Below are 13,197 nucleotides of genomic sequence, written 5' to 3'. Positions count from 1 at the left end.
AGATGGAAAATACTTTATAGAATATATACATTGATAGAGGGGATTGATTTATAATGAAAAAGATACTTACAATAGCAGGATCAGATTGCAGTGGAGGAGCTGGAATACAAGCAGATATAAAAACTATCGTAGCCCATAAAATGTATGCAATGAGTGCTATAACAGCCTTAACAGCACAAAATACCACTGGAGTTTATGATGTTTTAAATGTAACAAGAGAGTTTTTAAATAAAGAAATCCATTGCATTATGAAAGATATTTTCCCCGATGCCATTAAGATAGGAATGGTATCCTCTAAGGATATTATTCAAGAGATTGTTGAAAGATTATTAGAATATAAGGCTAAAAATATTGTAGTTGATCCAGTTATGATATCTACCAGTGGAAGTAGACTTCTTTCAGAGGATGCCATGGAAGCTTTGATTACAAAACTTTTACCTATAGCTGATGTGATTACTCCTAATATTCCTGAAGCAGAATGTATTTGTGGATTTAAGATTTTAAGTAAAAAAAATATGATAGAAGCAGCTGAAAAAATTTCAAAGGAATATAAAGGGAAAATTCTTATTAAAGGAGGTCACTTAGAAAATAGTGCTGATGATTTATTATATAAAGATGGGAAAATTACTTGGTATCATGAAGAAAAAATAGATAATTCCAATACCCATGGAACAGGTTGCACCTTATCATCTTCCATAGCTTGTAATTTAGCAGCAGGTTACGGCATAGATGAAAGCATTTTAAGGGCAAAAAAATATATAACCGGTGCTTTAAGGGATAATTTAAATATTGGAAAAGGGAATGGACCTCTAAATCACTGTTGGAATTTGTAATAATAGTAATTATATACTTATTAAGTTGTTTCAGTTAATTTACAATAAATATAAAATTTTAATATATGAATAATATGTAAAGGTAGAGACTGTTTTAAAAAATAGTCTCTTATTTTTTTACGAAGATAAAATAATGTATGTAAATTCCATATATATAATATTATGAAGGTATTGTATTTAACGAAATATTAGAATACCGAATATTTTTAAATTCTAAACAATATAAAGAAAATTCTGAAAATTTCCAAAAAAGTATTTACAAAAGTAAAAAATATATGTATTATTATGATAATGAATTTACAAAACTGTAATATATATATTTAAAAGCAATAAATATACAATATATGAAATTAAATACATGAAATAAAAATGCAATGATAAGCCTAATTAAAAGCTAAATTAAATCTAAAATTGTATTAACTATGGGGATAGGAATTTATACAAGTATATATTTTTAAAATATATCTTTGTATTTATTTATAACTTAATTATTTTAAGGGGGAATAGATTTTGAAGAAAAGAAAATTAATGGCCTTGATGTTGTCAAGTATTTTAGCTTTTTCATTAGTTGGATGTGGTGATAAAGAGAAAAAAGAAGACACATCAAAGGATACACCAAAAACTGAAGAAGCAGAGAAGAAAATTGGGGGTACTTTAGTTGCTGGAATAACAGAGGCATCTGGTAACTTTAACCCAGGATATTATTCATCTGCCTATGATGCTACTATAATTGACATGATATTTGATTCACTTATTACAATGGATGTTAATGGAGATTATCAACCATCAGCAGCTGAAAGTTGGGAATTTTCAGACGATGCCAAGGAAATAACCTTCAAATTGAAGAAGGATATGACTTTCTCTGATGGTGAAAAGGTAACAGCAGATGACGTTGTTTTCACTTATCAATTTTTATCAGACAAATCTTATACTGGTAGATATGGATCTGTTGTTAAGGATTTAGCTGGATATAACGAATATTCAAAGGGTAAGACTGAAGAGTTCAAAGGGGTAGTTGCATTAGATGAATATACAGTTAAATTTAGTTTTGCTGAGCCACTAAGAACAAATCTTGCTAACTGTAATATGGCAATCATGCCAGAACATTATTATGGTGCAAATTGGAAGGTTGGAGATACATCATCTATAGAAGCTATAACAACAAAACCAATTGGTTCAGGTCCTTATACTTTAGAAAAATTCCAGGAAAAAGAATTTGTATCTCTAAAGAGAAATCCAAACTATTATGGTGAAGGATATTTTATTGAAAATATAGTATGTAAATTTGTTGATCAAACTACTGATATAGTTGAATTGACATCTCAAGAGGTAGATTTACTTCCAGGAGTTATTGAGCCAGAGAAAATAAATGAAGCTAAGTCTAAGGATTTCATGACTTTCAATAGTTATGATAGAAGTGGATATGGTTACACTAAATTTAACTGTGAATCAGGTCCAACAGCAGATAAAAAAGTACGTCAAGCATTATATTATGGTTTTAACATTAAAGAATTTGTAAATAGCTATTATAAAGACGAAGCAACTGGAGATGTACTTGCATCAGTTCAATACCATCCATTCTCTCAAGTTTCTTGGGGTATTGATGATAAATTGGTTAGTGAAATGACTGAGTATGATTTTGATTTAGATAAAGCTAAGTCTTTATTAGATGAAGCAGGCTGGAAGGTTGGTTCAAGTGGATATCGTGAAAAGGATGGAAAGGTTATGGAGCTTAATGTAGCTGCCATGCCAGAACATGATATTTTAAATACTCTTATTCCAATGTGGCAAAGAGACTGGGGCGAAGGTTTAAAAATTAAACTTAATATAGCATATCTTGAGTTTAATACATTATTAGATTACGTTATCTATAACTCTGATGAAAACGTAGATAAATGGAGTATATACTTCATGGCAACATCTATAACTACACCAGACCCACATAGTTTATATTCTGAAATCCACTCAGATTATATTGGTACTGGTAAAGATAATACAGCTAGATATAGTAATCCAGAAGTGGATAAATTGTTAGATGAAGCTAAGAGTATTGTAGATAAGGAAGAAGCAAAACCTTATTATAATAAAATAGCTAAAATCCTTAATGAGGATGCACCTATAGTTCCTGTATATGCAAATACTTATTTTGACATGTATAACAAGAAAATAAAAGGCCTAGAAACAAGCCCATTCTGTGATTGGGTAAAAGCATTAAAACATGCTTATATAGAAGAATAATTTTAAATTTCATATAGGCTATTGGCGCCCTGTATAAAATTGCAGGGCGTTATTAAAATAAGTTTAGGGGTGATGAAATGTTAAAGTTTTTAGGCAAAAGATTACTCAATTTAATCCCAGTTATGCTAATAATAACAATAATATTATTTATATTATTACAACTAATGCCTGGAGATCCAGTTAGTGCATATTTAGGACAAGGTTCTAAGACTACTCCAGAGCAGCAACAAATGATTAGAGAGCAATTAGGATTAGATAAAGGACCTGTTATACAATATTTTAATTGGTTGGGAAGAACTTTAAAAGGAGATTTTGGTTCTTCATTAAAATTTAGAAAACCTGTAAGTGATGTTATAGGAGATTACATTTGGAATACATTTATATTAAATATAGTATCTATGGTATTGGCCTTTGCAATTGCAATTCCAGTAGGAATAAAATCTGCAGTAAAGAAATATGGAGTATTTGATAATTTTTGGACTGTGTTTTCTTTAGTTGGAGTAGGAATGCCTTCATTTTTCTTTGCACTACTTATGATTTTCTTTATAGCAGTACCGAGTAATGGAGCAATACCACTTAATGGTATGAGAACTCCAGTAATGGCAGCTGTTGGTTATGATAGCTTCATGGCTGAAGTAATAGACGTAGCTAAACATATGATTTTACCAGTAATAATTTTAACTATTTTAAGTCTGGCTGGACTTATAAGATACGTTAGAAATAGTGTTATTGAAGTAATTAATCAAGATTATATTAGAACAGCACGTTCTAAAGGATTAAAAGAGAAGGTAGTTATTTATCGTCATGCCTTTAGAAATGCATTAATACCAATAGTAACTCTTGTAGGAATGTATATTCCATCTCTCTTTGGAGGAGCAATATTATTAGAAACAGTACTTCTTTGGCCAGGAATTGGAAATATACTATATACATCAGTTATGGGTAGAGATATTTGGGTTGTAATGGCAGCTAATACATTCTATGCAGTCCTAATGGTTTTAGGAAATCTGGTATCAGATATGTCCTATGCATTGGTAGATCCTAGAGTAAAAGTAGAATAGGAGGTTAGTTTATTATGTTAGAAGTAAAAAAGGCTAAGGCTGAAAAAAAGAAACAAGACCTTCAAGCTATGGGACCATGGAGGGTTGCATGGGAGCGATTTAGAAAGAATAAAATAGCTCTTGCAGGTGGTATAGTATTTGGGATTATAGTTTTACTAGTAATATTAGTTCCTATAATATCACCTTATAATTTAAATGAGTTTGAACTTGTTAATAAAGTTAAACCACCATCAGCAAAGCATTGGCTTGGAACTGATGAACAGGGTAGAGATGTACTTATGAGAGTATTTTATGGTGGAAGGATATCTATGTTTATTGGAGTTGTCACTGCAGGTATAACCGTACTCATTGGTGCTACTATAGGTGGAATTGCAGGATACTATGGTGGATGGGTAGATAACATTCTTATGCGTTTTACAGAAGTAGTTAGCTCACTTCCATTTATGCCATTAATGATATCCTTGTCCTTTGCATTGATGTGGAGGGTAAGTAGTACCCAAAAGATGTATGTGGTTATGTTTATTCTAGCCATAATATCTTGGCCAGGTCTTGCTAGAATGGTTAGGGGACAAATTTTATCTCTTAGAGAACAAGATTTTATAGTAGCTACAAAGGCATTAGGTATATCTAATAGATCTAAGATAGTAAGACATCTTTTACCTAATACCCTTGCATATATCATAGTTAATGCTACTCTTGGAATGGCAGGTGCAATTTTAACAGAGGCAGGACTTTCTTTCCTAGGATTAGGAGTAATTCCACCAACACCAACTTGGGGAAATATGATTGAAAGAGCTAGAGACTCATTTATATTTACGAATAATCCATGGCTTTGGATACCGCCTGGAATTTTAATCATATTAACCGTTGTTAGTATAAATCTTCTTGGTGAGGGCTTAAGAGATGCCTTTGATCCAAAAGAGATAAGGTAGGTGTGATATATGGAAAACTTATTAGAAGTAAGAGATTTAAAAACATATTTTTATACAGATAATGGTATTGTAAAAGCTGTAGATGGAGTTTCCTTTGATGTAGAACCAGGAAAAACTCTTGGTATAGTTGGAGAATCTGGTTGTGGTAAAAGTATAACATCAATGTCTATTTTAAAGCTTATAGATAAACCAGGTAAGATTGTAGATGGGACTATTAAATTTGATAGTAAAGATATAGTACCCATGGAGGATAAGGATATAAGAAAAGTTAGGGGAAATGATATATCTATGATATTCCAGGAGCCTATGACTTCTTTAAATCCTGTATTTAGAATAGAAGATCAGATAATGGAAGCAGTAATGCTTCACCAAGGGTTAGATAAAAAGGAAGCAAGGAAAATTGCTATTGATATGCTCGCCTTTGTTGGAATACCAAGGCCAGAGCAAGTGGCAAGAGATTATCCACATCAATTAAGTGGTGGAATGCGTCAAAGAGTTATGATAGCTATGGCTCTTGCATGTAGGCCCAAATTACTAATTGCTGATGAGCCTACTACTGCTCTTGATGTAACAATACAAGCTCAGATACTAACACTAATGAATGATTTAAAGGAAAAAACCAATACAGCTATAATGCTAATTACCCATGATTTAGGAGTAATAGCTCAAATGGCAGATCATGTAATTGTTATGTATTCTGGAAAAGTAGTTGAATCAGCTCCAATTAAAGAACTTTTTGATAATCCAAAGCATCCTTATACTAAGGGACTTTTAGCATCAATACCAAGTCTAGATCAAGATAAGGAAAGACTATACTCTATAGATGGAGTAGTACCAAATCCATTTCACCTTCCTGAGGGATGTTATTTTGAACCAAGATGTGAATTTGCAAAGGCTGAATGTAAATGCAAGATGCCTGCTATAACTAATATTTCAGATGAACATCAGGTAAGATGCTTCCTATATAATGAAGCAATAGATGAGAAACATCATAAAGAGGAGGGAATCCATGATGGAAAAGGAAAGAAATAAGATTATTGAAATAAGAAATCTTAAAAAATATTTCCCGGTTAAGGGTAAATCTGCCACTGGAGAGAAACTCTGTGTAAAAGCTGTGGACAATGTTTCCTTTGAAATATATGAAGGGGAAACTTTAGGGTTAGTTGGAGAATCAGGATGTGGAAAATCTACATTAGGTAGAACATTAATAAAGCTCTATGAACCAACTGGAGGAGAAATTCTATATAGAGATCAAAATATTGTAAAATATAATGAAAAAAAGATGAAACCTTTAAGACAGGATATGCAAATTATATTTCAAGATCCATATAGTTCTTTAAATCCAAGACTGAATGTACATTCAATTGTTAGTGAAGCTTTAGTAGAGCATAAGCTATATAAGAAAGGTGAAGAACTTAATAAAAGAGTATTAGAAATAGTTGAACAGTGTGGACTTTCTCCATACCATATATATAGATATCCTCACCAGTTTTCTGGTGGACAAAGACAACGTATAGGAATAGCAAGAGCCTTAGCATTACAACCCAAATTTGTAGTATGTGATGAACCAGTATCAGCTCTTGACGTTTCTATTCAATCACAGATACTTAATCTTATGATGGATTTACAAGAAAAAATGGGATTGGCATATTTATTTATATCCCATGACCTAAGTGTAGTAAAGCATATTAGCGATAGAGTTGGGGTAATGTATCTAGGTTCTATAGTAGAGTTAGCAGATAAGGAAGATTTATATAATAATCCAATACATCCATACACAAGAGCGTTACTAGCAGCTATACCTGTAGCAAATCCAGAGTATAAAAGTGATATGAGTATAATAAAAGGTGAAATTCCAAGTAATGTTAACCTACCTAAGGGTTGTAAATTTAATACTAGATGCCCTTTTGCTAAGGAGATATGTAAGGAACAGGTACCAGAAACTAGAGAAATAGAAAAGGGACACTTCTGTGCTTGTCATTTTGCAGGAGAGATATAGTAAAGGACATAAAAGGAGATGATATGCTATGAAGATGAAAGAGGCATATAAAGTAGTATTTAAGAAAAGAGAAGTAAATCCCGAGATGATTGGTAAAGTAGAGCTAGAGAAAAATGATTTACTAGCCCTAGTTTTAGCAACAGCATCGGTGATTGTCCCAGTTTTATTGATTGTATTTGCAGTAATTGCACTTATAATATTTATCATGTTTTATAGGTAGTATGAATAATCCCCATCTACTCTATAATATAGTCAAGGCTTAGTATAGGCCTTGACTTTTTTTGTTATTTATATAACAAAAAAGAACCCTGATAATCAAATACCAGAGTCCATATGTGAAATTATTGGTTAGCAAATTACAAATTAACTTTTTTATTTGATAGTGATTTAGATAATGGAACATATAGGGCAACAGCTACAAAGATTGAGAAGGATCCATTTATAAGTGTTGCAGGTAAACTCACAGCAGAACTTAATATTGCCGGTAGGAATCCACTTCCAACAAGAAGTAATTTAAATACTCCAAATAAAAACTCACCAACTAAATTAAAGGCTATACCAGCTACAGCACCTAATACTGCATATTGAATTTCAATAGATAATTTTTTTGCAAAAGTACATACCAAAGCTAAGCCTAACCCAAGAATAAGAGAAAAAATATATAATACTGGATTAATTACTAGTTTTTTCTCGATACCTGTTACTACAATTTCATTGCCTAAAGAAGTAGCAGTAAAGAATAGCACTATACCAATTAGGATTAAAATTCCAGAAGCAATGCTTATCCACTTTATAGGTGACTTTGCATTTTTATTTTTCCCTCTTGCAGCAACACATCCTACAATTGCTCCAATACCAAATTTCAAAATCACAGTTTTAGGAACGCTTGATGCATAACCATTCATTAAGTCAAATAAGCCCATACCTATAGAGCCAGAAAGACCACCAATGGTACCAGTGAACAATAATGCTGATAATATAACAAACATATTTCCCATATGCAAGAATGGATTTCCTACAGGAGAGGGAATAGGTATCTTAAAAAATAATGCCACGTAGCATAAAGCAGCAAAAAGTCCAATTAGAACCATGGTACGAGTAGAAATTTTAGAGTGTGTTTTAGTTTCCATTAATATACCTCCATACTATTGATTTAAATTATTATAAATAAGTTGCATAATAACAAATTTAGAAAATAAGTAATGTGAAGTTATTATCTTCTTTTAGAATTAATTGAATATTTTGGTGTCTTTATATATAATATACATTGGGTTTGTCATTGTTGAAATACACAAAATACATAATTTTAATAGGGACAGTTGGAGGAGAAGTTTATGAATGAAGTTAAAAGAGATATAATTAATCCAAAGGATTCACCAAATACACCATTATATATTCAGCTATATAATCATTATAGAAACCTGATTTCCTCAGGAACTCTAAAGGCTGAAAGTAAGCTTCCGTCTATACGTAGATGTGCAAAAGAGCGAATGATAAGTCGGACAACGGTTGAAGCTGCTTATTTGCAGTTAGTAGCTGAAGGGTATGTTACATCTCGGCCTGGAAGTGGCTTTTTTGTAAGTGAATTAAATTATAAAGATATCCAAAGGGTAGAAAAATTACAACATAATAAATACATAATACAAAGCCAACCATTATATGACTTTGCTACCTATGCAGTAGATTATAAGAGTTTTGATTTCGATTTGTGGAGTAGATACATAAAAAGTGCACTTCGTAATGAAGAAAGGCTTTTATCCTATGGTGATCCACAAGGAGAATATGATTTAAGAGTAGCGTTATCCAAGTACGTAGCTGATAGAAGGGGAGTGATTTGTACTCCGGAGCAGATAGTAGTTGGAGCAGGTGTGCAAAGTTTATTACAAATATTGTGTTCATTAACAGGAGTTAGATCGCCTATATCTTTTACAGGAGCTAGTTTTGAACAGGGACAGGCTGTATTTGAAGATAGAGGGTTTAAAATTTTAACCTATAAGAATATTAATAGAGATTTATCTAAATTTAAGGAGGATAAAATTAAAATGATTTATACATCACCTTCTCATATAACGCCTTGGGGTGATGTAATGCCAATACAAATTAGATTAGCATTATTAGCCTTTGCACAAAGAGAAGATTGTTTAATAATTGAAGATGATTATGATAGTGAGTTCAGATATTATACTCGTCCAGTACCGTCTTTACAAGGGTTAGATGGAGGAGATAAGGTAGTATATATGGGAACGTTTTCACGATTATTAATGCCGTCCTTAAGAATTAGTTTTATGGTACTATCTAAAGAATTAACAGAAGTATATGAAAGAAGAGGGCGAGTATACAATCAAACAGCATCAAAAACTGAACAAATTGCTTTAAGTAAATTTATTAGTGATGGTCATCTTGGAAGACAAATTAGGAAAGCTAGAAAGTTGTATATGGCTAAAAGTCAACAACTCTGTATAGCAATAAATAATGTATTTGAAGAGAAAGCAACAGCTATACCAGGTTCAGGGGGATTTTTAGTACAACTAGAAGTAAAAAGTAGCTTATCTTCAAAAGAACTAGCAAAACGAGGTGCAGATGTAGGTGTCTTACTACGTACCTTTGAAGCAGAAGAAGAGAATGATTATCCTAGATTATTGCTATCTTGCTCGGGAGTTGCTGAAGAAAATTTTCAAGACGCTTTAAGACTATTAAAAAAAGAATTCTTCAAGAAAAAATAGCCATAAATTACATGATAATTATGCTCATAATTTTTTGAGTTTTTGTTGTATTGAGAAGTAATAGATGATATAATCCGAATACACTTTTATTATTAAAGTGTATTCAGGAGGGTATATCATGAAAAATAATATAACAATAGTATGTGATAGTTCTGTAGATTTAACTGCAGAATTTATGAGAGAGAGAAGTATAGAATTTCTATCACTGTTAGTTGATTTAAATGGACATGTATATAAGGATAAGGTAGATTTATCAAATAAAGAATTTTATGAAGCTATAAAGCATAAAGAAACTACAGTTAAAACTTCACAAGTTACTCCTTATGAGTTTCAAGAATTTTTTAAGAAAGAATTAGAATGTGGGAATAAGGTTATTTGTCTTACTTGTTCTGGCAAATTATCTGGTACAAATAGCTCAGCCAATATAGCAAAGATGCATTTAGAAGAGGGGAGTGAAAATATTTTTGTTGTAGATACACTTGTAGCATCTGGGGGCTTTGGATATTTAGTTACTGTAGCAGCAGACATGAGAGATAAAGGATATACGGTAGATAAAATTTTAGATGAAATAAATGACTTAGTAGGAAGATTAGAAACTTTAATTGTAATGGAAACTGTAGACATGTTAAAACGGGGAGGAAGAATATCTACAGGAAAAGCTATAGTAAGTCATGTTCTTGGAATTAAGCCAATTATAACAGTGAAAGATGGGGCTCTTGAACCTTGTGGAAAGGCAAGAGGTATAAATAAGGCTTTAAAACATGCAATAGATATAATGAAAACTAGAGAGATAGATCCTCAATATGATATAGTTGTTTCTCATGCAAATGATTTAGAAGCTGCAAATCAAACAGTTAAGTTAATAGAAGCTGAACTAGGCATAAATAAAATACTTATCAATGAAATTGGTACAGCAGTTGGTACACATTCAGGGGCAGGTGCAATAGCTATATTTTATATAAAGAATAAATAACAAAAAAATCTCATGGGTATAAACTCATGAGATTTTATTTTAGTGAAGTTTATACAATTAGTGCCTATAGCGTGAAATACTATTATATTTATCATAAGGCATGATAATTTTTAAGGACTAAAAGTCTAAGAAATTTAATAATGCCATCAAAACATTAAGAACTCTACTTATAGTAATATGACGCTTTTACATGCAAATACTTAATGGAATGATTTCGAGAGCAGGCCCATTTATATTAGTTATAAATTCCCCAGGAATTAAAAACCCATTATTGTTTAAGAAGTGAAAATATGGAATGAAAGAATTGAGAAGTTTTGTATAGTAGGAATCTAAGCCTGTTTTTCTAAGCATTCCAATGCTTTCAGAAGGAGTGTAAGCCACCTTGGATACTTTACCAAGTATACAACAATCACAAGAGGCATCATCATATATATAAGAATGTTTCGATGTATATGTGGAATTTATAGGTAAAACACAGTTAATTCCTAAGCAGTTAATTATTATATCAAAAGTAGCTCCTTTATTTAATTCTTTCTGTATGGTTTTTAGTAATTCACATATCATTGTATAGGTTAATGGGCCGATATGTTTAGTATCAAATAGATTATCCAAATGTGAAGTTCCATAATTGTTTAATATAAATATGCAGTTATCTATGCAGTTAGAAATAGTATTAACTTCTAAACATCCTGTTAAATCTACGTAATCTCCAGAATAAATATTATTAATTGAAGGGCTTGAATTATTAATATATTTTATAACCCCCAAGGTATTCATTTTATTTCTTAAATTATTGTAATAGCTAAAAGAAGCATATACTCTTTTTAGAGTTACATCATTTCTATCAAAATTTCTACCCTCTAAATATCTAAAAATATCACCATAATTGTAACAGCTATTGCCTATGACTGTATTATCATCCTTATCACCTTTGGTGTTTTTATAGTCATTGGAGCATTGGCTTTTATTATTATGTTGATATCTTCCTGTAACAGTGTTATCGCTAATTTGCTTGATGGTTATACTTTCAAAATATCCATCAATTAGTATTGAGGATAGATTTTGAATTTCATCTTGATTTAGATATACTGGTGTATATAATTCAGCTGGCATTTTATATCTATCCTATTATTGATATATAGTTAATATATTATAAATTCATATTAATGTGAATATTAGAGAGGAAAATGTATGTTAAATAAATTCCATTAGAATTATCGATGGAACTTAGATTAATTATAGAAAATGTTAATTAAAGTACACATATTTCTTATACAAATGCTAATACTATCTGAACAGGAGGTGATATTATGCAATCATTCAATGAATATAAATTTGCAAATGTAACAGATGAAGAAAGAAGAAGGTTAACTGATCTTGAACAAAGTATGTCAAAGGATGAAAATAGTAAAATAGTTTTAATAGCCTATGAGAACAAAAGTGCCGAGAGTTAATCTCGGCTTTATTTAGGTTCAGTAATTAAATCTATATCTATATATTTGTGTGGATAATATTTGTATATTTGTATATATAATTTAAAAAAATATGTGAAAAAAAATTTAAGTATGATATACTATGATTATGAGGCAGATTAGAAGTTCGTGCGTTAAGTGCTGGGTGAACAGGGAATTGTCACCAGACGAAAAGGAAACTTGCGGTACTTACTTCGATTCCCACTGCTACATATTAATAGGAATTCTCCTTTTTTATGTAGCTATTATAAAAAGGAGGTTTTTTTATGATTTTTTCAGAAAAAAAAGATGACATGCTGAGTTTATTAAAGGAGTCCTCAGCACATTTAAAAAAGACTTCATCATTAACTGGACTAGCATTAATTGCAGCCATTAACATTATTCTTGGATCATTATCTATTCAATTAAGCCCTATTCTTAAGATTGGATTTTCCTTTATTGCAGTAGGAATAAGTGCTTTGTTTTATGGACCTGTTGCCACTGGATTTGTAGGAGTAGTTACAGATGTAATTAAGTATATGATACGCCCTAATGGTCCGTTTTTCATTGGATTTACTTTCAATGAATTCCTAGGTGGTTTTATAACAGGTTTAATATTATATAAAAAGCCTGTAAGTATAAAGCGAATTTTTATTACTAGATTAGTAATAATGATTGTAATAAACCTAGTACTTACACCAATATGGTTATCCATTATGTATGGAAAAGGAATATTTGTAGCTTACTCAGTACGTATAGTTAAAAGTCTTATTCTGTTACCTATAGAAACTATAGTTTTATATAGTGTATTAAAAACAGCTGAAAAGACAAGAAGAGTTCCAAGTTTTAAATAACATATAGAAATGTACCTTGATATTCTTTTAAATTCCCTTAAAAGAATATCAAGGTTTTAATTTTTTATAATTAAAGTACATATTAATTGTTAGATTTAAACCAAAAGACCCAATTAACTATTAAACAGTTAAT

At 31.0% G+C, this 13,197-nt stretch carries 13 protein-coding genes and 1 riboswitch; of the genes, 11 read left to right on the top strand and 2 right to left on the bottom strand.

Features of this window, described 5'->3' with window-relative positions; all coding sequences use genetic code 11:
• Positions 1-53 precede the first annotated feature (53 nt).
• The 7 genes from thiD to B3B03_RS04550 all read left to right on the top strand — a co-directional run bounded on the left by thiD (position 54) and on the right by B3B03_RS04550 (position 7,283).
• A complete protein-coding gene (gene thiD, locus B3B03_RS04580; protein WP_346847536.1) occupies positions 54-833 on the top strand; it encodes a bifunctional hydroxymethylpyrimidine kinase/phosphomethylpyrimidine kinase in 780 nt (259 codons plus the stop codon).
• A 510-nt stretch (positions 834-1,343) separates the two neighbouring features.
• Positions 1,344-3,071 carry an ABC transporter substrate-binding protein gene (locus tag B3B03_RS04575; RefSeq protein WP_346847535.1) on the top strand — a complete coding sequence of 576 codons (1,728 nt, stop codon included), beginning with the start codon at positions 1,344-1,346 and terminating at the stop codon, positions 3,069-3,071.
• Positions 3,072-3,148: 77 nt separating this feature from the next.
• Positions 3,149-4,132 (top strand): ABC transporter permease, encoded by a 984-nt coding sequence (locus B3B03_RS04570; protein WP_346876575.1) that lies wholly within the window; start codon positions 3,149-3,151, stop codon positions 4,130-4,132.
• Positions 4,133-4,146: 14 nt separating this feature from the next.
• On the top strand, positions 4,147-5,064 hold the full coding sequence (gene opp4C / locus B3B03_RS04565; RefSeq protein WP_150844738.1) for an oligopeptide ABC transporter permease: 918 nt from the start codon (positions 4,147-4,149) through the stop codon (positions 5,062-5,064).
• A 9-nt stretch (positions 5,065-5,073) separates the two neighbouring features.
• Entirely contained in the window at positions 5,074-6,096 is a 1,023-nt protein-coding gene (locus tag B3B03_RS04560) for an oligopeptide/dipeptide ABC transporter ATP-binding protein (RefSeq protein WP_150844737.1), read from the top strand.
• Positions 6,074-7,063 carry a dipeptide ABC transporter ATP-binding protein gene (locus tag B3B03_RS04555; protein WP_346847533.1) on the top strand — a complete coding sequence of 330 codons (990 nt, stop codon included), beginning with the start codon at positions 6,074-6,076 and terminating at the stop codon, positions 7,061-7,063. Before B3B03_RS04560 ends, B3B03_RS04555 begins: the two co-directional genes overlap by 23 nt.
• Positions 7,064-7,091: 28 nt before the next feature.
• Positions 7,092-7,283, top strand: a complete 192-nt coding sequence (locus B3B03_RS04550) for a hypothetical protein (RefSeq protein WP_035133786.1) — start codon at positions 7,092-7,094, stop codon at positions 7,281-7,283.
• 136 nt (positions 7,284-7,419) lie between these two features.
• On the opposite strand, the gene B3B03_RS04545 is transcribed toward B3B03_RS04550, so the two are convergent.
• The gene (locus B3B03_RS04545; protein WP_346847532.1) at positions 7,420-8,193 is read right to left on the bottom strand and encodes an ECF transporter S component; all 774 of its coding nucleotides are present in this window, start codon (positions 8,191-8,193) and stop codon (positions 7,420-7,422) included.
• A gap of 204 nt (positions 8,194-8,397) precedes the next feature.
• On the opposite strand from B3B03_RS04545, the gene B3B03_RS04540 reads away from it, so the two are divergent.
• Together B3B03_RS04540 and B3B03_RS04535 are read left to right on the top strand one after the other, a co-directional pair.
• Positions 8,398-9,786: a PLP-dependent aminotransferase family protein gene (locus B3B03_RS04540; RefSeq protein WP_346847531.1), complete on the top strand. Its 1,389-nt coding sequence runs from the start codon at positions 8,398-8,400 to the stop codon at positions 9,784-9,786.
• A 118-nt stretch (positions 9,787-9,904) separates the two neighbouring features.
• Positions 9,905-10,759, top strand: a complete 855-nt coding sequence (locus B3B03_RS04535; protein ID WP_346876574.1) for a DegV family protein — start codon at positions 9,905-9,907, stop codon at positions 10,757-10,759.
• 186 nt (positions 10,760-10,945) lie between these two features.
• Here B3B03_RS04535 and B3B03_RS04530 read toward each other — a convergent pair whose 3' ends face one another.
• Positions 10,946-11,872 (bottom strand): hypothetical protein, encoded by a 927-nt coding sequence (locus B3B03_RS04530; protein WP_346876573.1) that lies wholly within the window; start codon positions 11,870-11,872, stop codon positions 10,946-10,948.
• Between the two features lie 197 nt (positions 11,873-12,069).
• On the opposite strand from B3B03_RS04530, the gene B3B03_RS04525 reads away from it, so the two are divergent.
• Positions 12,070-12,213, top strand: coding sequence for a hypothetical protein (locus B3B03_RS04525; RefSeq protein WP_156964350.1), 144 nt, complete (start codon positions 12,070-12,072; stop codon positions 12,211-12,213).
• A 131-nt stretch (positions 12,214-12,344) separates the two neighbouring features.
• Positions 12,345-12,440, top strand: a riboswitch (THF riboswitch).
• Between the two features lie 57 nt (positions 12,441-12,497).
• Positions 12,498-13,064, top strand: coding sequence for a folate family ECF transporter S component (locus B3B03_RS04520; protein WP_035133778.1), 567 nt, complete (start codon positions 12,498-12,500; stop codon positions 13,062-13,064).
• Positions 13,065-13,197 lie beyond the last annotated feature (133 nt).

Source organism: Clostridium sp. UBA5712, assembly GCF_002419845.1.
Classification (GTDB): Bacteria; Bacillota; Clostridia; order Clostridiales; family Clostridiaceae; genus Clostridium_J; species Clostridium_J sulfidigenes.
Note: the sequence above shows the minus strand (reverse complement) of the source record. Positions and strands in the feature narration are given on the sequence as shown.